We start from the raw sequence: 22,665 nt of genomic DNA, 5'->3' as shown, positions 1-22,665 counted from the left end.
ACTCAGTCCCCTCAGGCCGCGCCGTTGAGGCGTCGGTTACATTCCCGGATACCGGAGCGCACATGGGCGGTTTCGTACAGCTCCAGCGCCTCGCGCCAGTATTCAACCGCTTCGGCATGTTCGTCGAGGACGTCGTAAAGGCGCGCCAGCGGGCGGATGGCATTGGCGAGGGTCGCCGGCGGCAGGTTCTCGATGTCGCGATAGAGGTCCAGCGCCTCTTCATAATGCGTCTTGGCGAGACCGAACCGGCCAAGCTCGGCGGTCACATCACCGAGATGCCGGATAACATGAGCGACGACGAGCGGATCGATCTCCTCGCGCCGGCAGAGATTGGCCGCTTCGACATAGAGCCGCTCAGCGTCTTCAAAGTCGCCTTCGTCGCGATGGCATTGTCCCTTGGCCATGAGGGCGCGCACCAGGAGTTCGGGATCATGCGCACCGCGGGCAAGTTCGAGGGCGTCGGTGGCAAGCGCGTGGGCCTCGTCGGGGCTGTCGTCCCGGCGCGCTGCATAGACCCGGTCCACAAGCGCTCTGACATCCTGTTGCATGGCCTCCCGTGCATAGCAGATTTCCACCGGGCTGGCGACTGAAACCGGGTTAAGGACTGGTCGATTCCAGCTGCCAGCCCTGACAGGCTCGGAACGCATCGGCCCCCTTGGGCATTGCCTCTTCAGGCAACCAGGAGCGCGCACATTACCGTGAACGATTTTCTCAACACCTGGCACGAAGCCGCGATGACCACGGCCGGCCTGTTCTGGATGGCCCTCTGGGCGTTTGGTTTCGGCTATCTCATCTCGTCCATGATCCAGGTCTTTGTCACCCGCGAGCGGATGAAGCGGACGATGGGACAGGGCGGCCCCAAATCGGTCGGCCTCGGCACCTTTTTCGGTTTCATCTCAAGCTCCTGCTCCTTCGCCGCGCTCGCGACGACACGCTCGCTCTTTGCCAAGGGGGCGGGTTTTATGGCCTCGCTCGCCTTCCTGCTGGCCTCGACCAACCTCGTCATCGAGCTCGGCATCATCATCGCCGTCTTCCTCGGCTGGCAGTTCGTCGTGGGCGAATATGCCGGCGGCGTCCTGCTCATCCTGATCACCTGGGCGCTGGTGCGCCTGACCGGCGGCTTCGGCCTGATCGACAAGGCTCGCGCGCGCGCCCGCGAAGCCGAAGGGGCCGACGAGGACGGCGACGTGCCTGACTGGAAGGACCGCATGACCAGCCGCGAGGGCTGGCGCAAGGTCGCCCAGCGCTATGTCATGGAATGGGGCATGGTGTGGAAGGATGTGACGGTCGGTTTCACCGTCGCGGGCATCATCGCCGCCTTCGTGCCGCGCGCCTTTTTCGAGACGCTGTTCATTGGTGCAGGCGAGCAGGACCCGGCCTTCTGGCAGGTGCTGTTGCAGGCGATTGTCGGGCCCGTCGCGGCCTTCTTCACCTTCATCGGCTCGATGGGGAACATCCCGCTGGCGGCCGTGCTCTATTCGAACGGCGTCGCCTTTGCGGGCATCATGGCCTTCATCTTTTCCGACCTTGTCGTGCTGCCCGTGCTGCGCATCCAGGCGAAGTATTATGGCTGGCCGATGGCTCTCTTCATTGCCGGGGTCTTCCTCGTCGCGCTCGTCGCGACGGCCCTGATCATGCACTACGCCTTTGCCGGGTTCGGCCTCTTGCCGGATGCCTCCGCCGTCCAGAGCGTCACCGACAGGGAGTTCTTCGCCGTTGATTACACGCTGTTCCTGAACCTCGCCTTCCTCGCCCTGTCAGCTGTCTTCCTGATCTGGAAAGCGAAGACGGCAGGCTTTGGCGACCCGGTCGGCAACGGCGCGACCGAGAAAGTGCTCTTCGGCCTTGCTTCCGCCGCCTATGCCTGGCTTGCAGGCGGGCTCATCATGGCACCGCTGCTGACGGGCTAGGCGTCAGCCGGTCACGGATTCGATCCAGTCGGCATAGGCAGAAATGCGCGTATAAACGCCCGGCATGTTCGGGCGGGCGCAGCCAATGCCCCAGCTGACGATACCGACCTGCATGGGCGCAAGACTGGTCGAGAAAAGTCCGACCAGCGGCCCGCCACTATCCCCCTGACAGCTATCGACAACGCCCCTCCCGGCGCAAATCTGCGTTTCTGCGTCTATGCTGAGATCTTCGGGCAGCCAGTCGATCTCCCATTGCCGGACCGCCCGGCGCAGCTGGCGCTGGCAATCGTCGGCATCCACCAGTGGCAAGTATCCCGATTGAAGCGTCATGCTCGGTGAAAACATGGTTTCGCCACTCCCCAGCAGCGCGCTGGCAAGGGCCCCTCTTTCCATCAATTGGCCGTACCCGGCCGTCATCACCAGACTCGCCTGTTCGGCATCCCAGCCGGCATTTTCAGCGTGCGCCAATCTCGTCGTCTCGCCGGCATAACGACCGTCTATTTTGACAAGCGCGATATCAGCGCCTCTTTCAGCAAAGCCCGGCTGATAGTCAGGATGCATCTCGATCCGCTCGATATGGACAGAGAGAGGCGTGTATAAATTCGACAGATCGGGACTGCCCGCAGCAAGGCGCAGCGCCCCGAATTGCTCGAAGTCACCCGCGGCAGTCTCCTGGAAGTAAACGGCCTTGCCATCGATGATCTGAGAGGAATCCACGCAGTGTGCGGCGGTAATCGCCCAGCGGTCTGATATCAGCGTTGCACCGCAGACATGATGGTTCTCGCTGCCGCGGTTCACGAAAAGGGTCGCCATGCCCTTGAAGTACAATGAATTCGCATCCCGCCCGCCAACGATGCCGCGGGTCTCTTCATTGCCGATGACGGTCTCGGTGGTGCAGGCCGATAATGCAGAAACGCTCAACAGCGCCGCCATTGAAATAGCTTTGCGCAATCGTTTCATTTGTCCCCCTCCCGCCCCGTCCTTCCAGGCCTTCGCAAGGTTGCTCAGGATCGAGCCGGGTTGCAAGAAGGGATTTGGCGGACGGATCGCGGCATCGCTGATGACGGGCTAGGTATCGGCGTCCTCCTCCCAGCCGAAGACATCCTCCACGCCGACGCCGAACAGGCGGGCGATGCGGAAGGCGCTTTCGAGCGAGGGCGAATAGCGCCCCTGCTCGATGGCGATGACGGTCTGGCGGGTGACCCCGATGGCCTTGCCGAGCGCGGCCTGGGACATGTTGCCATGCGCCTCGCGCAACTCCTTCACGCGATTGGTAATGGGCGGGCGTTTGGCCATGGCTCAGACGCCCCGCCGGTACATCACGATACGGGCGGCATACTCACCCAGCTGGGCCAGCATCAGCGCACCGAGCGCCATGTGGAACAGGAGGTTGCCGTCATAATAGAACAGGTAGTGGCCAAGCGACGTGATGACGCCGATGCCCAGCAGGATACCGCTGAACGCGCCGGCGCGGCTGGAGATGATCCGGTCGCGCTCATCCATCGTGTCGTCCGCCTCTGACGGTTTCGAGACCGCGACGAGGATATGGCCGAAGATGGACAGGAGGACGATCGCAACGACATAGACGATCACCACCGGCAGGACGGGCGGCGCGACGGCGCCAAGCTCGGCCGACATGGACGCAACCGTCCGGAAGTAGAAGCCGGCCCCGGCCAGCAGCACGGTCGCCATAACCCAGGCGGATTTTTCATGGAAGGACATTGTTCTGGTTTCCTTGTGTCAAAAATATCTGACACACCAGATAGTCAAAGATTTTTGACTGTCAAGAATTTTTGACAATACTTTTTCGCACGCCGTCATGTTGCCCCTCTCCCTGGGGAGAGGGGTTGGGGTGAGGGGGCGCGAGGGTTTGAATTGCGCAGCACCAGCGATTTCGCGCATTGGAAAAATCTCTGACGGAGGATGGCGCGGTAAGCTGGCGTCCCCTCATCCCCGCCCCTTCTCCCCCAGGGAGAAGGGAGAAGCGGCTGCCCTACCCTTCAGCCTGCAACGGGCCGACCGTGTCCCTGATCCAGCCGGAATAAGCGCTGATGCGGGTATAGACGCCCGGGCTGCCAGCGCGCCCGCAGCCAAGCCCCCAGCTGACCACGCCAACCTGCATCGGCTCGCCCACGCCGCCGCCATAGGACACCAGCGGTCCACCGCTGTCGCCATAGCAGGAATCCTGTTCACCCGTGCCCGCGCAAAGCGTCCGGTCTCCGACCTGGAAGTCGCCATACTCGGCCTCGAAGCCATAATCCTCGATCAGGCCTTCCAGCATGGCCCGGCAGGCAGACGCCTCGACGATGGGAAGCTCGGCCTCCTGCAGGCGCAGGCTTGGCGCATAGACCGCGCGTCCCCGCGCATTCAGCGCGCCGCGCGCGGCATCGGTTTCGGTGGTGTTCCCATAGCCGGCCACGTAGACATACTGGGTCTCGTCCAGGAGCGGCTCATCGCCCGCCAGCCCGGCCTGCGGCATGACCGGGCCGTCATAGCCGCCCTGGATGCGGACCAGCGCGATGTCGGCGCCGCGGTCGAACTGGCCGAGACGATAGTCGGGATGAATCTGGATTTCGGTCACCGCATAGGTGCGGGTTTCCGCGTCGTCCGACAGGTGGGTGCGATTGGCCGCAACCCGCAGCGGGCCGAGCCGGCGCATGATGCCATCCTCGCCGCGCTGGAACTGGGCCGCCCGGCCGTCACGCTCTATCCGCGCCTCGTCGACACAGTGAGCCGCCGTCACCAGCCACTCCTTCGTGATCATCGCCCCGCCGCAGACATGCCAGGTATTGCGCCCCTGGCTGATCTGCAGCGACACGATGCCCGGCCAGTCCTCGGCATCGGCATCCTCGCCCGCGACCACGCATCCGCCGACCGCGAGCGCCAATGCGGCCCCGGCCGCCATGGCAGATTGAAGCCTGGTGTATCTCATCTCCGTTTCCCTCCAACGAAGCCGTTCAATACCATGCCCAATAATTCTGGTGCTGGGAATCACCACTGAGAGGGAAATCGTCGCAGCTCTGCAGCTGAGCATTTGCCGTCACCGTGCCGATCATTGCAGGATAGCGCTATCTCACCGCCAACGGGCGTCGCGATGGGGAGGCAAGATAATGAGACAGTTCCTGGCAGCAGGGCTTGGTGCAGTCATGCTGGCGGCGTGTGCCGCCAATCCACCGGCAGGCGAGCAGCTTGCCGAAACACAGCCGGACACCGAGCCGGCAGGCATCACAAAGAGCGAAACCCGCTACACGATCATGGTCAGCGGAACCGAGATCGGCGCGATGGACGTGCTGCGCTACGGCCCGGCCATTACCGTCGACTATGAGTACCGCAACAATGGCCGCGGGCCGACCCTGGAAGAAGCCATCGTCCTCGACGAGGACAATCTGCCAATCGCCTGGTCCATCTCGGGCAATACGACGTTCGGCAATGACGTGGACGAGGCGTTCGCCATCTCCGGCGACACAGCGACGTGGATGGACTCCACCGGCGAAGGCTCGGCAGATGTCAGCGAACCGGCCATGTACATCACCCAGTCCGGCACGCCCTATGACCTTGGCATCTATGCCCGCGCGCTGCTGGCCGACGAGGACCGGTCGCTGCCGGCCTTTCCGGCAGGCTCGCTGACGCTTCAGGACCTGGAGAGCTTCAAGATCCCCGGCCCGGAAAACCCGGAACTGGTGTCGACCTATGCCCTGATCGGGCCGGAACTCGACCCGACCTATTTCGTGCTCGACGCCGATGACGAATTCTTCGCGCTGATCTCGCCGGAATTCCTCGTCATCCGCGAAGGCTATGAAGATCTCGACGAGACGATGCGCGATCTTGCCGTGCGCTACTCGACCGAGCGCTTCGAACAGCTGCAGGCCGACACCGCGCATGAATTCGACGCGCCGGTCCGCATCACCAATGTCCGCATCTTCGACCCCGAGACCATGGCGCTGAGCGGCCTCTCATCGGTCCTCGTCGAAGGTGACACGATCACCGCCATCGAGCCGGGCGAGGCGGCCCGCGCAGAGGACGAATACGTCATTGACGGCGAAGGCGGCACACTGGTGCCGGGCCTTGCCGACATGCACGGCCATATGGGCCAGGACGACGCCATGCTGAACATCGCGGCGGGGGTGACCTTCGTGCGCGACATGGGCAATGACAATGAGGTCCTCTCGGAGCTGATCTCGAAGATCGAAGCCGGAACGCTGGCCGGCCCGCGCATCGTCAAGTCCGGCTTCATCGAGGGCAAGAGCCCCTTCAATTCCAATAACGGGATCATCGTCACCAGCCAGGAAGAGGCCAATGAGGCCGTGCGAACCTATTGCGAGATGGGCGACTTCTTCCAGATCAAGATCTACAATTCGATGAAGGGCGAATGGGTGCCGGAAATGGTCGACCTGGCGCATGAATGCGGTCTGCGCGTTTCCGGACACGTGCCCGCCTTTTCGCGCGCCGACGCGATGATCGAGGCCGGCTATGACGAGATGACCCATATCAACCAGGTGATGCTGGGCTGGGTGCTCGACGCCGACGAGGATACGCGCACCCTCCTGCGCCTGACCGCCCTGATGCGGCTGCCCCGGCTCGACCTGACGGCGGCGCCGGTGCAGCACACGCTGGACCTGATGGTCGAGAACGGTGTCGCCATCGACCCGACCTATGCCATCCACGAAGCCCTGCTGCTCGGCCGCAATGGCGAATTCCGCCCCGGCGTGGAGGATTATATCGACCATATGCCCGTCGGCGTGCAGCGCTCGGCCAAGCAGGCCTGGTCGAAGGTCGAGACGCCCGAGGATGATGCAGCCTATCGCGGCGCCTTCGACCAGATCACGGACGTCCTCGCCATGATGCGCGAGCGTGGCATCCTGATCCTGTTCGGCACCGATATGGGCGGGTCCTTCAACCTGCACCGGGAGCTGGAGCTCTACCAGAATATCGGCTTCACCCCCGGCGAGATCCTCAAGCGGGCAACGCTCGACTCGGCGGAATACCTCGGCATGGGCGAGGAAATCGGCTCCATCGAGGAAGGCAAGCTCGCCGACTTCTTCCTTGTGCCGGGCAATCCGGTCGAGGACCTGAAGGCGATCAAGACGATCCGCATGGTGATGAGCGACGGCGTCGCCTATTTCCCGAGCGAGATCTACCCCGCCTTCGGGATCGAGCCGTTCACCGACGCACCCGCCATCCTGCCGCCGGGAGAGTGAGCATGCCCATCCGCTCAAGCGTCGCCGCGCTTGCCCTGCTGGCGGTGACGCAGCACGCAGTCCCGCAGACGCTCGATTTCGAGGCCTCGCAATTCCAGCTCTTCGACCTGGAAGAACGCCTCAGCGCAGGTGTCGACCTCGCCGATGCCGATGGCGATGGCGATCTCGACGTCTTCCTCGCCAATGGCCGCCACTGGGCCCAGCCGGACTTCCTCTACCTCAATGTCGAGGATGGCTGGCTGCCGGTCTCGCGCCAGATCGGCAAGGATAACGGACCGAGCTACATCATTCGCGCGGGCGACCTCGATGGCGACGGCGATGCTGACGCGGTGGTGGTTCGCGATTCCGTACCCGCGCAGGTCTTCCTGAATGATGGCACGGCGCACTTCACCCTGGCTGGCAATGTCGAGGGCAGTGACGGGCCGGCCCGCAACGCGCTGCTCACGGACCTGACCGGCGATGGCGTTCCCGATCTTGTCACCGTCCAGCGGCGCGGCGGGGTTCGCCTGTTTGCCGGGCTCGGCGATGGCAGCTTCGTCACGCCCATCAGCCTGCCCGGAGACCTCAATGGGTCGACCGGCATCGACATGGCAGATTTCAACCGCGATGGCCGGCCAGACCTTGCCATTGCCTGCCGCGATGGCGGGCCGAGCTATGTCCTGTTCAATATGGGGCCAGATGGCTGGGCCGCAGAACCCCTGCCGGAAAGCGCGGGCGACCACCGCCAGACCGTCGCCGGAGACTTCAACCGCGACGGCAATGCCGACATCGTCCTGGGCTCCACCGGCGGTACGATGAAGATGAAGCTTGGCGATGGCGGTGGTAATTTCACGCCGGGCCGCACACTCGGGGAAGAAGGCCGGGCGATCCAGTCGCTCGCCGCGGACGATTTCGACGGCGATGGCGACCTCGACATTGTCGAGGGCACGCGCGAGCAGACCAACCGTGTCTATGTCAATGATGGCCATGCCCGCTTTGCGCCCATCGAACTCGATGACCTGGAAGCCGACACCTATGGCATAGCGACCGGCGACATGGACGGCGACGGCCTGCCGGACCTCGTCTTCGCCAATTCCGGTGCCCCAAACCTCGTCATGCTGTCGCGGGTCTCGCCCGCCACGGAAGGCTGAGCGTCCCGTGCCGGGCGAGTTGCACATCTATGTCGATGCCGATGCCTGCCCGGTAAAGGATGAGGTCTACAAGGTGGCGATGCGCCATGAGGTGCCGGTGCATGTCGTGGCCAACAGCTTCATGCGCGTGCCGGCACACCGCCTCCTCACCCGCATTACCGTCCCCGAAGGCCCGGACGTCGCCGATGACTGGATCGCGGAGCGGGCCGATGCACAGTCCATCGTGATCACCTCGGACATCCTGCTCGCCCAGCGCTGTATCGAGAAAGGCGCGCGCGTGCTCTCGCCCAAGGGCAAGGCTTTCACCGAGAATTCGATCGGCCAGCAGGTCGCCACGCGCGCCATCATGGAAGACCTGCGCGGCATGGGCGAACAGACCAGCGGTCCAGCCGCCTTCAAGCCGGCGGACCGGTCGAATTTCCTCTCGGCGCTGGAGGTCGAGCTGCAGAAGCTGAAGCGCGGGCGCTGAGGGACGGTTGCCTTCAGGCGCCTCACCACGGCTTGACCGTGGTACCCATCGCCTGCCGCCTGAATGCTACCAGGATCTGGAGATGGGCCCTGCGGTCAAGCCGCAGGGAAGCTATCGAATTCATTCGACGTCTTGCCCGGTCTCGATTCAGGCTCTCTTTGCGACGATAAATTCTGCGGCGAGCTTCTTCTCCGGCCTGAACCGTTCGACCACCTCGAAGCCCGCCGCCTCGATCATCCCGTCCAAGTCGGCGCGCTTCATGATAGTCACGTGCGGCGCCTTGCCGGCAAACTGCATGATGGGAATGATGAAAGGCGCGATCGGCATCGCATCCTTCAGGCAGGCCGTGCTCTGAATGAAGTACCCGCCCGGCTTCAACAGCGCGTGGACCTTCTGCATCACTGCCAGCGGGTCGCGGCAGAGATGGATGATGTTGAGGCCGAGCACCACGTCGAACCGGCGCCCTTGAGGCTCGAAATTCTCGATGTCGGTGCACTCGAAACTGACATTGGTGACACCGGCCTCGGCGGCCCGTTCACGCCCGACGGCCAGCATCTTTTCAGCGACGTCAGTGGCGAGAATATGCTTCGCATAAGGAGCGTGCAGGATGGCGGTCGAGCCGGTGCCGCAGCCGAACTCGAAGACCTCCGATTCAGGCGTCAGGTATTTGCGCGTGATGGCGAGCTTCTTCTCATACGTCTCCTCATCGGAAATCGGCTGCCGGGCATACTTGCCGGCAATCCGGTTCCAGAAACGCGTGTCTTTCGTGGTCGCCGTCATCGGCCCCTCCAAATGCTGTTGGAGGCAGTTCTTATTGAAATTCGATAAAAAGTAAAGCGATTTTGTCCGGCCCTAGGCGTGCGGCGCCCGCATCAGGTCCGGGTCGAGTTCGGAGATCTTCCGCGCGCCGAGAAGCGCCATGGTGCGCACCAGCTCATCCTCCATGATCTGCAGCGCCCGGCGTACGCCCTGCTCACCGCCCGCGCCAAGACCGAAGAGCGAGGCCCGGCCCAGCGCGACACCCGTCGCCCCGCGCATCAGCAGCTTGGCGACATGACTGCCCCGGCGCACCCCGCCATCGGCGATGATCTCGGCGCGCCCGCGCACCGCCTCGGCGATCTCCGGCAGGAGGTCGATGGTCGGAACGGAGGTGTCGAGCTGGCGTCCGCCATGGTTCGACACCCAGACCGCATCGGCGCCGAGTTCCACGGCCCGCTTTGCGTCCTCGGCGCGCGAGATACCCTTGATGGCAAAGCCCGGCCCCCAGAAATCACGCATCCATTCGACATCCTCCCAGGTCACCGCGCGGGAGAACTGGGCGTTCACGAAACCGATCAGCCCGCCCTGGTCGTTTTGTCCCTGCAGGTGGGTGAAATTGGCCGGAGCGATCTTCGGGCTCCGGATCAGGTCCCACAGCCAGCCCGGCCGCGCCAGCACCTGCGAGGCGACCTTGAGGTTCGGTGTTGGCGGGATGGCGAAATGGTTGCGCGGGTCGCGCTCGCGATTGCCCGCCACGGGCAGGTCGACCGTCAGGATGCAGCCGGTGAAGCCCGCCGCCTTCGCCCGCTCGAGGAAGCCCTTCACGACGTCCTTGTCGCGCCAGACATAGAGCTGCACCCATTTCGGGCCGGCGGTCGCCTTGGCGATATCCTCCACGGTCTGCGAGGCAAGCGTCGAGCAGGCATAGATCACCCCGGCCCTGTCGGCTGCCCGCGCCATGGCCAGCTCGCCCTCGGCGGGATGAAACAGCCGGGTCGTCGCCGTCGGGGAGATAAAGAAAGGCAGGCGTGTCTCCTGCCCCATGATGCGCGTCGAGGTGTCGATCTCGGTGACATCGCGCAGGGCGCGCCAGGTCAGCTCGTAATCGTCGTAGCGGCTCACCGAGCGCGACAGCGTCACCTCATCATCGGCCCCGCCATCGATATAATCGAATATCATCCGCGGCAGCCTGCGCTTCGCCATACTGCGAAGGTCATCGATATTATGGGCCTGCATGAGCCTCATGACGCGCCCTCCTCCCGGCTCCGTCGTTTTCTCCTAGCCTTATCGGCTTGACTGACCGACCGTCAATTTGCGCGTCGTGACCCAGGACCATGAGGAGGGAGACCATGGACATCAGCGGCATGGCACATGTCATCATCACGGCGGGCGATTTTGAAAAGTCCACCGCCTTCTATCGCGGCCTGCTACCGGCCATGGGGCTCGGCATCATCCAGGACGACGAGGACATCCTGTACTGCGTCGGTGCGCGCACCGCGCTCGGCATACGCCGTCCTCCGCCGGACAAGGCCGGCACGCGGGCCGACCAGTGGCGCTGCGGCCTGCACCATTACTGCTTCCGCGCAAAGAACCGCGAGACGGTCGATGAGGTCCATGCGCTGGTGAAATCGCTTGGCGGGACGATTGTCCACGCCCCGGAGGATGGCCCCTGGGCGCCCGGCTATTATTCGGTCCTGTTCGAGGATCCGGACGGCATTCGCGGCGAGGTGAACCATGTGCCCGGCAAGGGCGTGCTGGCCGAGGGCGCCGAATTCCGCAAGACGTGAGCCAGCTGGCGGCAGATTGCGCTGGCGCTGCAACCGTGTAGGCTTCGCTGCCCAGCCCGGAGACAGCCCCATGCGCCTTGCCATCCTTCCTGCCCTTGCCCTGTTCCTCGCCGCGTGCGGCGGCAGCGAGCCAGACCTGCCCGGCGAGGACACGGTTGCCCCCAATCCGCCGGCAGAAGACGCGCGCGTCGACTATGAGGCCGAGGGCGGCATGATCGTCGGCGGGCCGTGCAGCTATGAGACCGACATCATTGAGGTCACGGTCATCGAGTCCGATGAGGACGGCGCCATGGTCGAAGGACCGGGCGGCGAGGAGATGTACGTTCCGTCCGAATATGTCAGCCCGGTTCCAGCTACCGGCGAGACGCTGACGCTGAAGGTCGAACGGATCACCGAGGGCACCTGCACGCCGCTGATCTTCTCCCGGGTGGAATAAGGCGAAGGGCCCCGCCCCGACCCTCCCAAGAGGGGAGGGGGCGCTCACATCACCGTTCCTGAGCCCGCCCATGGTTCGACTTCGCTCACCATGCGGGCTACGCGATGTTTCACCTGAATGCGACACAACTCCCCCCCTCTGGAGAGAGTCGGGGCAGGACCTAGCGCCGCCCGAAAAGCTTTTCGATGTCGGCGAGTTTCAGCTCGACATAGGTCGGGCGGCCATGATTGCACTGGCCGGAATAGGGCGTGGCTTCCATCTGGCGCAGCAGGGCATTCATCTCGTCTGCATTGAGACGCCGGCCCGCGCGCACCGCTCCGCCGCGGCAGGCCATGTTGCCCATGACATCCTCGAACCGCTCCTTCAGGGCGAGGCCTTCCTCATATTCCGCGAAATCGTCGGCCAGGTCCTTGATGAGGCCGGCGGCATCCATGTTGCCGAACAGGGCCGGGGTCGCCCGCACGCAGACAGCCCCTGCCCCGAACGCCTCGATCTCGAGCCCCATTTCGGCGAGCTCGTCGGCGCGCTCCAGCACGCGATTGGCTTCATCCTCGGCCAGCTCAACCACTTCCGGGATCAGCAGTGCCTGGCGCTTCACGCCATCGGCGGCCATCTGCGCCTTCATCTGCTCATAGACGAGCCGCTCATGCGCGGCGTGCTGGTCGACAATGACGATGCCGTCCTTCGTCTGGGTGACGATATAGGTCGCGTGCAGCTGCGCGCGCGCAACGCCGAGCGGGAAATCGCCCTGCGGTGCCTCCGGTTCGGCCTCGACCCGCGCCGAGGGCGCATCGTAGCGCTCACCCTGTTCGGCAAAACCGGGCGCCGGCGGAGCAGGCTGCCAGTCGGCTGAGGGCTGCGGGCGCGGCGGCGCGGCACCATAGCTCTCCCGGAACAGGCTGGACCGGTCCCAGACCGATGGCTGGGGCAGCGGCTGATCCTTTGGGCGGGCCTCCTCGCCCTGCATCTTGCCGAGCGCATAGCCCGCAACCGTCGTACTGGCGCGGTGTCCGGCCGCGGCCAGCGAATGGCGTAGCGCCCCGATGATCAGCCCGCGCACATTGCCGGCATCGCGAAAGCGCACCTCGGTCTTGGCCGGGTGGACGTTCACATCGACGAGTTCCGGGTCACAATCGACAAACAGCGCGGCCATAGGATGGCGATCGCGGGCCAGGAAGTCCTGATAGGCCGCGCGGATCACACCCGTCAGCATACGGTCTTTTACAGGCCGTCCGTTCACGAACAGAAACTGGTACTGCGCATTGCCGCGGTTGAGCGTCGGCAGGCCGGCAAACCCCGACAAGGTCACGCCATCGCGCTCAGCCTCGATGGCCAGCGCATTCTCACGGAACTCCCGGCCCATGATCGCGCCGAGACGTTCGAGATGACCCTCTGCTGTCGGCGCATGAGCGGCATAGCGGAAGACGGTGCGGCCATTGCTCTCAAGCGAGATGCTGACGTTCGCATTCGCCATGGCGAGGCGCTTGACGGCGTCGGTCACGGCCATGCTCTCGGCGCGCTCGGACTTCATGAATTTCAGCCGCGCGGGCGTGGCGTGGAAGAGGTCTCGCACTTCGATGCGCGTGCCGCTATCGCTGCGTCCGGTCCAGGCGGCCGGTTTCGGCCCTTCAATACGGCCCGCCTCGACGAACACGTCAGAAGCATCCTCGCCGTCCGGCTTCGAGGTCAGCGTCATGCGCGAGACACTGGCGATGGAGGGCAGCGCCTCCCCGCGAAAGCCCATCGTGTGAATGTTGAGGAGGTCGATGCGGCCATCCTCGCCCGGCGCCAGCTTTGACGTGGCATGGCGTTCGAGCGCCATGAGCATGTCATCGGCGCTCATTCCACAGCCATCATCCTCGACCAGGATGCGTTTCAGGCCGCCATCCTCGATGGTGACCGCAATCCGGGTCGCCCCGGCGTCGAGCGCATTTTCGACCAGCTCCTTCACGGCGGCCGCCGGGCGCTCGACGACTTCGCCAGCCGCGATGCGGTTGACGGCGTCAGGCGGCAGCTGGCGGATCACAGGCCGGGAAGGAAGACGGGCAGAATCAGGCATGGACGTCCAGTCTATCAGGCTTGGCCGGGCATTGGCACTGCCTGAACCATCCGGCGCCTGCCCTTGCTGTGTATAGCTATAAGGTCCACGCTGGAGGTCGCATCATTGGGAGGAGGTTGTCATGAAAACATTCCTTGTCGTTGTCGTACTGCTGCTCGCGGCATTCCTTGCCGGCCACATGTTCGGAGACCGTGTCCTGTCCATGGCAGGGATGACCGCATCCGGGCCGGACTCCGGGGAGGCCGGGACCGACGGCCCTGTCGACCTGAGGCCGCCCGCAGAGGCAGATGAACCCGCCGACGCTGAGCCAGCCCCGCCGGAAGCCGATGAAGGCCCCTACACCGGCGATGTCATCGCCACCCTCTCCCGCTCACTCGGCGGATCCATGGGAAATGGCGAGTTCAAGGCGCAGGGCGGGCTGATCGCGACGCCCGCCAATGACGCCGAGGCGAGCTGTGACGTCGTGGGCTTCAACCTGGTCTACGTGCCAAGGCGCCAGGACCCGGTCGAGGTGCAGAACCCCGGCGCGCGCTATACCTCGCAAGCCAGCCAACTGGTCCAGCGGGCCAAGCCTGGCGACATCTATTACTTCGACAATGTGAGAGTGCGCTGCGAGGGCGATGATGTAAGCCGCCAGGCCAATACGCTGGTGTTCAAGATCAGGTAAGCCGGAACAAAAAAGGGCAGCCATATGGGGCTGCCCTTTTGAAGTTTCAGCCGTGAGCCGGTCAGCCGTGATCGGGGTCCGGGAAGGCTTCGGTCTCTTCGGAATTGTGCTCTTCCTGGTCACCCGCATCGTCGAGCGAGATTTCCTCATCCTCCGGGTCCGGCAGGCTCGCCGTTTCCTCGATGCCTTCGGGCTGTCCGACCACGATGTAGGTGAAGTTGTCCGGCTGCAGATATTCCGCCGCAATCCGGTTCACATCCTCAAGCGTGACGGCCTCGACCAGCGCATTGCGGCGGTCGAGATAGTCGATGCCGAGGTCTTCCAGGCGCACGCTCATCAGATTGCCCGCGATCTTGGAATTGCTGTCGAAGGAAAGCGGATAGGAGCCGGTGAGATAGGCCTTCGCGTCTTCAAGCTCCTGCTCGGTGACGCCGTTCTCGGCAATGTCGGTCATCTCGGTCCTCAGGCCCTCGATGAAGGCGCCGGCGCTCTCATTCTTGGTCGAGCCGCCGCCCTGCCAGAAATTGAGATGGTCGCCCGTGTCGAGCCCGGTATAGACGCCGTAGGTCAGGCCCTTTTCGACGCGCAGATCCTTCATCAGACGGCTTTCGAAACCGCCGCCGCCAAAGGTGTAGTTCAGCACATAGGCGGGGAAGAAGTCCGGATCGTCTCGCGCCGGGCCCTTGCCGACGAAGATGACGAGGCTTTGCGGCTGCGGCAGATCAACGACCAGCGGCGCCTCCAGCGGGTCGCGCAGGTCGACATCCTCGATCGGCGTTTCATCGGAAGTGGCCGGCAGGCCGGCGACCGCCTCGTCGATCAGCGGGGCGAGCTCCTGCGGAGACATCGCGCCGACCGCCGTGACGCACATGCCGTCCTTGACCATGACCTCGTCCTTGCGGGCGAGCGCCAGCTCAGGGGTGAGGGCATTGATGCTCTCTTCGGAGGTCTCGCGGGCGAAGGGATGGTCCGGCATAAGCGCCTGTTCCAGCGCACGGCGGGCCAGGTATTGCTGGCTTGTCTCACGCGTCTTGAGCGAGATCAGCTGCTCACGGCGGAAGCGTTCGAACGGGCCTTCATCCATGCGCGGCTCATTCATGGCCAGCGCGACGAGGTCCATCGCCTCATCGGCATTGTCGGTGAGCATGCTGGCCGAGCAGTAAACGGTCTCGCTGTCGGAGCCGCAGCCGAAGCTCATGTTCAGCTCTTCCATGCGGGTCGCGAAGGCGAGCGAATCGAGATCGCCGGCGCCTTCGTTCATCTGGTAGACGAGCGCCGACGTCAGCCCCTCCAGGCCTTCCGGATCGCTCGCCTCGCCCTGTTCCCAGGCCATGCGCAGCGACAGGATCGGGATGGACGGCTCCTCGACCAGCCATACCGACACACCGCCTGGCGTGACGAATTGCTGGATCGTGGCGAAGTCGCCTTCGTGAACCTCAACAACCATTTCGGCCGGTTCAGCAGGTGCGGCCTCGGCGGCGCCTGTGTCATCCAGGGCCGTATCGGTGGCCGGGACGGTCTCGCAGGCGGCCAGCAGCAGGGCCGCCGCAGCGGCTGCGCCGAAAAGCGGTTTCACAGTGATTCTCATTGATCACCCTCCTCTTCGGCCGGCAGCAAGTGGGCCTCGATATAGTTCCTGTCCTCGCCGAGCACGGTGCGCAGCGCGGCAATCGCGTCTTCGGCTGTCACCGCGCGAATGTCGTCCGGATAGGACAGGACATCCTCGACCGTGCCGCCAATCGCGAGCGTGCTGCCATAGGTGTTGGCCATGCTTTGCTGGCTGTCACGCTGGTAGATGGAGCTCGCCGCGAGCGAGTTGCGCGAACGCTCGACCTCTTCCTCGGTGAAGCCATTTTCCAGCACATCGGCGACGACCGCCATATAGGCGGTTTCCAGATCGTCCAGGCTGACGCCATCGGACGGCGACGCCGACAGGATGGCCGGGGCGGTGTCATGCAGCGATAGCCAGGCCCCAGCGGAGGCGCTGACAGCGATCTTCTGGTCCTCGACCAGCGCCTGATAAAGCCGGCTGGTGCGCCCGCCGCCCAGCACGTCGAGTGCGACGTCCAGCGCGTAGGCCATCTCCTTGTCTTCCTGATAGGAGGTGGAGAGATACCAGCGCTGCCAGTTCGGCTGGCGGACCTTCGGGTCGCTATGGGTCAGCAGCTGCGTCTCGGCGAGCGGCTCGACCGGCCGCCAGCCGCGCGTGGGGGTTTCAGTCTCGGTAACCTCGATCTGGCCATAGGTGTTCTCGGCCATGATGCGCACGTCTTCCGGCGTCACATCGCCAGCGACGACCAGCACGGCTTCGGACGGGGTGTACCATTTGCGATAGAAGTTGAGGCCATCCTCCGGGGTCAGCGCGCTGACCTCTTCCATCTTGCCGATCACGGTGATGTTGTAGGGGTGGTCCTGATAGAGCGCGCTCATCACCTGCTCCTGCAGGATTACGCCTGGATTGTTGTCGATGCGCTGGCGGCGCTCTTCCTTGACCACGTCGCGCTCGGAGATGAACGGGCCTTCCGGATCATCATTAATGATGAGGTCGGTCATCCGTTCGGCCTCAAGCTCCATCATCTTCTCGAGATGCTGCTTGGCGACCCGCTCGTAATAGGCGGTGTAGTCCCAGGAGGTGAAGGCATTGTTCTGCCCGCCCAGGCGCGAGACGATATTGTCGAACTCGCCAGGGCCGAGATCGTCGGTTTCCTTGAACATGATGTGTTCGAAAAGGTGCGCGATGCCGGACTTGCCCGGATCTTCATCGACGGCGCCGACCTTGTACCAGACCATGTGCGTGACAACCGGCGCGCGATGATCCGGCAGGACCACGACTTCCATCCCGTTGTCGAGTTCAAACGTGGCTGGCGCCCATTCGGCTTCAGCCGTATCCGCAAAGGCGGGGCTGGCCGTGAAGGCGACCGCCGCCAGACCCCCCGCAAGATATGCTCTCATCATCATTCTCCGGTTTTCAGTCTGGTCAATGTCAGTGCGTGGTGCCTCGGCCTCAGGTCCCTGGCAGTTTCACTCGGTCCGGATTGCCGCTGCTGATCGAGACCTCGCCATCGCCTGTGGCACTGTCTGCCACGGGGCCGTCGCCGCTATAGGAAAGGATCTGGTCGGCATCCTCACGCGACTTGCGAACGGTACCGGCCTCCTCATAGTCGACCATCGCGCGGATGGTCGGGCTGACGGCATTGGCTCCGGCCGCCGAGACAAGGGCGCGCTCGGCGGCGCTGGCATTCTGGCCGATGCTCGTCCCGAAGGCTGCGGCAACGGGTGCGCGGCTCGGATCGGCCTCGGCGGGAACGGAGGTCCCGGCGGCTGGCGGACGCAGGCTGTATTCAGGCGGAATCGAAAGCGGGGCCTTGGTGACCACGCGGAACTCGTCAGGGCCAGTCGTGCCGCCACCGACACAACCGACCGCTGCAAGGATCGCCCCCATCGCCGACATCGTCACAAAAGCTCGTCTCATTGGCGTCCTCACTTAAAACCAGGCACTCAGGCCCCTTCTTTACCATCGGGGCTGTGCCGCGACATTAAAAACTGATCGAGAAACAGCAAGACCGCGCCGACAGTTATTGCCGCATCCGCGATATTGAAAACCCATGGAAATCCGACCGGCCAGCTGGCGATATGCGCCCCGAACCACGGGCCGGAGAAATCCAGGAAATCGACCACGGCACCGAAGCGCACGCGGTCAATGAGATTGCCGATCGCCCCGCCGACGACCAGGGCCAGCGACAGCGCCGTCAGCCAGCGCTCGGCCCGCAGCAGCCAGTAAATGAAGGCGCTGGCAATGCCGCTCGTCGCGAGGACGAGCACCCAGCGCATCAGGCCGTCAGACTGGAACGTCCCGAAACTGATGCCCCGGTTCCAGAGCATGGTCAGGTCGAACACCGATGACAGTTCGATCTGCCCGCACGGCACCGTGACATCGAGGCAGTCGATCGCATTGAAGGCGGGCGTCGAGAGGATCGCCAGCTTGGTCAGCTGGTCGGCGACGATCACGAAGACGATCAGCGCCAGCCAGAGCTTCCGGTCACCCGGCCCCGCCATCAGGCAGCCCCTCTCAGCTCGCGCACGGCGGCTGCATCCCGCGGTGTGATGTCCGGGAAGTCCGGATCGGCTGTCGCCGGGTCGAAATACTTCCAGCTGCGCGCACATTTCACGCCGCTGGCCTTGGCCGGGACCACAGCAACACCGGGCGTATCCTCGAGCCGGTAGGCATCCGCCGGGCCTTCGCCATGGACCAGCTTCGCGCCGGACGTGATGAAGAGGTCAGCCGGGCTCTCGCCTTCGAAGGCGTCGATCAGCGTCTTGTCCTCGATATAGACCTCCGGGGAGGCCTCCAGCGAGGCGCCGATCCGCTTCTCGCGGCGCTCGACTTCCAGTGCGCCGGTGACGACGCGGCGGACCTTGAAGATCTTCTCCCAGCGCGCGGCATGGGCGCTGTCCAGCCAGCTCTTCGGCGTGTCCGGGAAGGTCAGCAGGTGGACGCTGTCGGCCCGGCCGGCAAACTGGCTCATCAGGAAGGCTTCCTCCGTGGTGAACGGCATGATGGGCGCGAGCCATGTGACCAGCCGCTCGAGCACGAGGCTCATCACCGTGCGGGCTGCCTTGCGGCGATTGTCCGACGGCGCGTCGCAATAGAGGCTGTCCTTGCGGATGTCGAAATAGATCGCCGACAGGTCCACGCCGCAGAAGTTGAGCATGGCGGACATGATGCGCTTGTAGTCGAACGTCTCGTAAGACTTGCGCACCAGCGCGTCGCTCTCGGCCAGCCGGTGCAGCACCCAGCGCTCAAGGCCCGGCATGTCCGCCGGATCGACCGCTTCGGCCTCGCTATAACCATCCAGCGCGCCGAGCAGGTAGCGCAGCGTGTTGCGCAGGCGGCGATAGCTTTCGGCATTCGTCTTCAGGATATCATCGGAGATGCGCAGGTCTTCGGTGAAGTCCGAGCTCGCCGTCCACAGGCGCAGGATCTCGATGCCGAACTGGTTGGCGACCTGTTCGGGCTCGACCGTATTGCCGAGCGACTTCGACATCTTCTTGCCCTCGGAATCGACGATGAAGCCGTGGGTGACGACCTGCTTGTAGGGCGCCATGCCGCGCGTCGCGCAGCATTCGAGCAGCGAGGACTGGAACCAGCCGCGATGCTGGTCGGAGCCTTCGAGATAGACATCTGCCTGGCCGGAATTCTCATCGATGATGCCGCGGTCGCGCAGGGTGAAGGCATGCGTCGTACCGCTATCGAACCAGACGTCGAGTACATCGGTGACCTTCTCCCAGCCGGCCGGGTCGGCGATACCATCGAGGAATGTCGCGGCATCGGCAGAGAACCACGCCTCAACGCCTTCGGCGGCGATCGCATCGAGGATGCGCTTGTTGACCTCGTTCGCCTTGTCTTCAGGCAGCGCATAGGTGTGCGGCTGGCCGTCCGGGCTGACGAGCAGCGTGATCGGTACGCCCCAGTTGCGCTGGCGCGAGATCAGCCAGTCGGGCCGGTCGGCGACCATGGAGGTGATCCGGTTGCGCCCGGATGGCGGCGTGAAGCCCGTGTCCTCAAGCGCCTTCAGGGCAAGCTCGCGCAGCGGCGCGGAGCCGTTGGCGCCCGGCTTGTCCATGCTGATGAACCATTGCGGCGTCGCCCGGCGGATGACCGGGGCTTTCGAGCGCCAGGAATGGGCGTCGCGGATGGTGGTCACACCGCGCGAGAGGAGATTGCCCGCCTCTGTCAGCAGGCGCATGACTTCGGGGTTCGCCTTGCCCTGCTCACCGCGCTTCTTGCCCGAGGTGCGGATGATGTCGAGGCCCTGCAGCGCGTCCGGCAGGTCCGGATGCTCATAGACGCCGTCCTCATTGACGATGTCACGGATGTCGCTGGCGGTGTGACCGCTGGCGATCCAGACGAGGAAGTCGTCCTCGCCATGCGCGGGCGCCGTGTGCACAAAACCGGTACCGGCATCGTCGGTGACATGGTCGCCGGCGAGCATCGGGATGTCGTGTTTGTAGAAGTTGGACAGGCTGGCGAGCGGATGCTGAAGCGTGAACGTCTGCAAGAACTCTGGCGGCACATCGGCCAGCCGCCGAAAGCCGGCAATTTTCGCCGAATCCATAACACTCTCTGCCAGAGCGTCAGCAAGGATGAGCCGTTCCCCCACAGTCGCAAACGGCTTGAACCCGAGTTCCTCTTCACTCATCACCGCCTCGACTTCATACAGTCCATATGAAATCGCCGGATTAAAACAGACGGCCTGGTTGGCCGGAATTGTCCATGGGGTCGTCGTCCAGATGACAACGGAAGCAGCTTTGATTTTGGGCGGATTAGAACCGTCCACCAGCTCTGCGTACACGTTTAGAAACTCTTTGATCTTGGCCCTTTGCTCAGCAGTCCAGTCTTCGCTGTGTCCGAAACCGACAGCCGGAAACTTCACCCAGATCACCGGCACCTTGCGGTCGTGATATTCCACTTCCGCCTCCGCCAGCGCGGTGCGCTCCACCGGCGACCACATGATCGGCTTGGAGCCGCGCACGAGCCGGCCGGACATGGCGACGCGCAGGAATTCGCGCACCGTGGCGGCTTCGGACTCGTAATTCATTGTCAGGTAGGGATGGTCCCAGTCGCCCTCGACGCCGCAGCGGCGGAAGCCCTGCTTCTGGACCTCGATCCACTTTTCGGCATAGGCGCGGCAGGCGCGGCGGAACTCGTCGCCCGGCACATCGTCCTTGGTGCGGCCCTTGGCGCGGAACTCCTCTTCCACCTTCCATTCGATCGGCAGGCCGTGGCAATCCCAGCCGGGGATGTAGGAGGCGTCATAGCCCAGCATCTGGTGGCCCCGCACGACAAGGTCCTTGAGGATCTTGTTCATCGCGGTGCCAAGGTGGATCGGGCCGTTCGCATAGGGCGGGCCGTCATGCAGGATGAAGGGCTTGGCGCCGCGCTTCTTGGCATCCTCGCGCATGCGATCATACAGGCGCATCTCGTCCCAGCGGGCGATCCATTTCGGCTCCGCCTTGGGCAGGCCGCCGCGCATGGGAAATTCGGTTTTCGGCAGGAACAGCGTATCGCGATAGTCGTTGCCCGTGGCCGTCTTGGTGTCGTCGTTCATGGTGTGATCAGTCTCGAACCAGCAATGTCATCTAAAGGTGCAATGGGGTTTATCCCGGCTCCGCGTGACGGCTCGTGACCCGAGACCGCTCACCGCCAAGCCGGGCGGCTAATTCGAATGATGCAGATGCTTGCCTGATTCGTCATGGCGTGAGGCTCTAGCAGAGGGCTTTGCGCCTGTCATCCTTCCGGCGCAAGCTGTCGCAGGCGCGAGGCTCAACCCGCGAGCAGGCGCTTTGCGTCCGCGCTATCCTTCTTCATCTGTTCGACCATCTCTTCAAGCGAAGGGAAATGCAGCTCCGGGCGCAGGAAATGGTGCAGCTCGACTTCCATGAAGTGGCCGTAGATATCGCGCTCGAAATCGAAGATGAACGTCTCCAGCAGCGGATCGCGAATGCCGGTGGTCGGCGTGCGGCCGAAATTGGCGACCCCGGGCAGCCAGTCGCCCGTCCGGTCGATCCGCGCGCGCACCGCATAGACGCCATGGCGCGGATGGATCAGCTCACCGAGATGCAGATTGGCTGTCGGAAAGCCGATGGTGCGGCCGCGCTGTTCGCCGCGCTCGACCGTGCCGTCCGCGATCCAGGCATGACCCAGCATGGCCGCGGCCTTTTGCGGATCGCCGGCAATCAGCGCTTCTCGGATGCCGGTCGACGACGCCTTCGCGGCATCCGGGCCTTCGACCTTCTCGACAATGGTGACGTCGAAGCCCAGCGACCGGCCGAGCGATGACAGGCGCGCTGCATCGCCCATGCGCCCGCGGCCGAAACGGAAATCGAAGCCGACCGCGACATGCGCCACGCCTAGCCCCTCATGCAGGACACGGCGGCAGAATTCCTCATCCGTCATGCCCGCCATGTCGCTATTGAAGGGCAGCTCGAACACCGCATCGGCGCCGAGCTCGATCAGGCGCGCATTGCGCCGGGCCGGGCGATAAATCCGGAAAGGCGGGTCGTTCGGGCGGAAATAGGCGCGGGGCGGCGGTTCGAAGGTCGCCACACCCAGCGGATGCGCATCGATCCGGGCGGCATCGATGACGGCGCGGTGGCCCGGATGCACCCCATCGAAATTGCCGAGCGCGACCGAATAGCCGCGCGCGCTTTCAGGCATGTCCGAATAACCGGCGTGAACCGCCATCAGCG

21 protein-coding genes are annotated in these 22,665 nt (G+C 64.1%); 7 read left to right on the top strand and 14 right to left on the bottom strand.

The features are described from left to right. Positions 1–11: 11 nt before the first annotated feature. Positions 12–548 (bottom strand): tetratricopeptide repeat protein, encoded by a 537-nt coding sequence (locus D1223_RS01710; protein WP_158586581.1) that lies wholly within the window; start codon positions 546–548, stop codon positions 12–14. 144 nt (positions 549–692) lie between these two features. On the opposite strand from D1223_RS01710, the gene D1223_RS01705 reads away from it, so the two are divergent. Then, positions 693–1,910 carry a permease gene (locus tag D1223_RS01705; RefSeq protein WP_119375242.1) on the top strand — a complete coding sequence of 406 codons (1,218 nt, stop codon included), beginning with the start codon at positions 693–695 and terminating at the stop codon, positions 1,908–1,910. 3 nt (positions 1,911–1,913) lie between these two features. Here D1223_RS01705 and D1223_RS01700 read toward each other — a convergent pair whose 3' ends face one another. The 4 genes from D1223_RS01700 to D1223_RS01685 all read right to left on the bottom strand — a co-directional run bounded on the left by D1223_RS01700 (position 1,914) and on the right by D1223_RS01685 (position 4,842). Continuing rightward, positions 1,914–2,870 (bottom strand): serine protease, encoded by a 957-nt coding sequence (locus D1223_RS01700; protein WP_119374675.1) that lies wholly within the window; start codon positions 2,868–2,870, stop codon positions 1,914–1,916. A gap of 108 nt (positions 2,871–2,978) precedes the next feature. Next, positions 2,979–3,206, bottom strand: coding sequence for a helix-turn-helix transcriptional regulator (locus D1223_RS01695; protein WP_119374674.1), 228 nt, complete (start codon positions 3,204–3,206; stop codon positions 2,979–2,981). Between the two features lie 3 nt (positions 3,207–3,209). After that, complete coding sequence (locus tag D1223_RS01690; RefSeq protein ID WP_119374673.1) at positions 3,210–3,632, bottom strand: hypothetical protein; 423 nt, start codon at positions 3,630–3,632, stop codon at positions 3,210–3,212. 271 nt (positions 3,633–3,903) lie between these two features. Then, positions 3,904–4,842, bottom strand: coding sequence for a serine protease (locus tag D1223_RS01685; protein ID WP_158588365.1), 939 nt, complete (start codon positions 4,840–4,842; stop codon positions 3,904–3,906). Between the two features lie 178 nt (positions 4,843–5,020). Here D1223_RS01685 and D1223_RS01680 point away from each other — a divergent pair, with 178 nt between their 5' ends. The 3 genes from D1223_RS01680 to D1223_RS01670 are packed head-to-tail and all read left to right on the top strand — an operon-like array spanning position 5,021 to position 8,707. Beyond that, entirely contained in the window at positions 5,021–7,108 is a 2,088-nt protein-coding gene (locus D1223_RS01680) for an amidohydrolase family protein (protein ID WP_119374671.1), read from the top strand. A 2-nt stretch (positions 7,109–7,110) separates the two neighbouring features. Continuing rightward, entirely contained in the window at positions 7,111–8,238 is a 1,128-nt protein-coding gene (locus D1223_RS01675; RefSeq protein WP_119374670.1) for an FG-GAP repeat domain-containing protein, read from the top strand. A 7-nt stretch (positions 8,239–8,245) separates the two neighbouring features. Next, complete coding sequence (locus D1223_RS01670) at positions 8,246–8,707, top strand: YaiI/YqxD family protein (RefSeq protein ID WP_233352997.1); 462 nt, start codon at positions 8,246–8,248, stop codon at positions 8,705–8,707. A gap of 147 nt (positions 8,708–8,854) precedes the next feature. On the opposite strand, the gene D1223_RS01665 is transcribed toward D1223_RS01670, so the two are convergent. Together D1223_RS01665 and D1223_RS01660 are read right to left on the bottom strand one after the other, a co-directional pair. Further along, on the bottom strand, positions 8,855–9,487 hold the full coding sequence (locus D1223_RS01665; protein ID WP_119374669.1) for a class I SAM-dependent methyltransferase: 633 nt from the start codon (positions 9,485–9,487) through the stop codon (positions 8,855–8,857). A 72-nt stretch (positions 9,488–9,559) separates the two neighbouring features. Then, positions 9,560–10,711 carry an alpha-hydroxy acid oxidase gene (locus D1223_RS01660; protein WP_119374668.1) on the bottom strand — a complete coding sequence of 384 codons (1,152 nt, stop codon included), beginning with the start codon at positions 10,709–10,711 and terminating at the stop codon, positions 9,560–9,562. A gap of 104 nt (positions 10,712–10,815) precedes the next feature. Between D1223_RS01660 and D1223_RS01655 the strand changes: the two genes are divergently transcribed. Both D1223_RS01655 and D1223_RS01650 read left to right on the top strand, forming a co-directional pair. Next, positions 10,816–11,253 (top strand): VOC family protein, encoded by a 438-nt coding sequence (locus D1223_RS01655; RefSeq protein WP_119374667.1) that lies wholly within the window; start codon positions 10,816–10,818, stop codon positions 11,251–11,253. A 70-nt stretch (positions 11,254–11,323) separates the two neighbouring features. Then, on the top strand, positions 11,324–11,689 hold the full coding sequence (locus D1223_RS01650; protein ID WP_119374666.1) for an SH3 domain-containing protein: 366 nt from the start codon (positions 11,324–11,326) through the stop codon (positions 11,687–11,689). Positions 11,690–11,849: 160 nt separating this feature from the next. Here the strand turns inward: D1223_RS01650 and mutL are convergent, their stop codons facing one another. Beyond that, on the bottom strand, positions 11,850–13,748 hold the full coding sequence (mutL, locus tag D1223_RS01645) for a DNA mismatch repair endonuclease MutL (RefSeq protein WP_119374665.1): 1,899 nt from the start codon (positions 13,746–13,748) through the stop codon (positions 11,850–11,852). Between the two features lie 121 nt (positions 13,749–13,869). Between mutL and D1223_RS01640 the strand changes: the two genes are divergently transcribed. After that, positions 13,870–14,415 (top strand): GldM family protein, encoded by a 546-nt coding sequence (locus D1223_RS01640; protein WP_119374664.1) that lies wholly within the window; start codon positions 13,870–13,872, stop codon positions 14,413–14,415. Positions 14,416–14,476: 61 nt separating this feature from the next. Here the strand turns inward: D1223_RS01640 and D1223_RS01635 are convergent, their stop codons facing one another. The 6 genes from D1223_RS01635 to ribF form a co-directional block, all read right to left on the bottom strand. Beyond that, on the bottom strand, positions 14,477–16,003 hold the full coding sequence (locus D1223_RS01635; protein ID WP_119374663.1) for a M16 family metallopeptidase: 1,527 nt from the start codon (positions 16,001–16,003) through the stop codon (positions 14,477–14,479). After that, entirely contained in the window at positions 16,000–17,367 is a 1,368-nt protein-coding gene (locus tag D1223_RS01630) for a M16 family metallopeptidase (protein ID WP_119375240.1), read from the bottom strand. The genes D1223_RS01635 and D1223_RS01630 overlap by 4 nt, the downstream gene beginning before the upstream one ends. A 52-nt stretch (positions 17,368–17,419) precedes the next feature. Further along, positions 17,420–17,887 (bottom strand): DUF3035 domain-containing protein, encoded by a 468-nt coding sequence (locus D1223_RS01625; protein ID WP_119374662.1) that lies wholly within the window; start codon positions 17,885–17,887, stop codon positions 17,420–17,422. A gap of 26 nt (positions 17,888–17,913) precedes the next feature. Further along, complete coding sequence (lspA, locus tag D1223_RS01620; protein WP_119374661.1) at positions 17,914–18,471, bottom strand: signal peptidase II; 558 nt, start codon at positions 18,469–18,471, stop codon at positions 17,914–17,916. Then, on the bottom strand, positions 18,471–21,524 hold the full coding sequence (gene ileS / locus D1223_RS01615; RefSeq protein ID WP_119374660.1) for an isoleucine--tRNA ligase: 3,054 nt from the start codon (positions 21,522–21,524) through the stop codon (positions 18,471–18,473). The genes lspA and ileS overlap by 1 nt, the downstream gene beginning before the upstream one ends. A 215-nt stretch (positions 21,525–21,739) precedes the next feature. Beyond that, positions 21,740–22,660, bottom strand: a complete 921-nt coding sequence (ribF, locus tag D1223_RS01610; RefSeq protein WP_119374659.1) for a riboflavin biosynthesis protein RibF — start codon at positions 22,658–22,660, stop codon at positions 21,740–21,742. Positions 22,661–22,665 lie beyond the last annotated feature (5 nt).

The organism is Henriciella mobilis (assembly GCF_003576285.1).
Lineage (GTDB): Bacteria > Pseudomonadota > Alphaproteobacteria > Caulobacterales > Hyphomonadaceae > Henriciella > Henriciella mobilis.
Note: the sequence above shows the minus strand (reverse complement) of the source record. Positions and strands in the feature narration are given on the sequence as shown.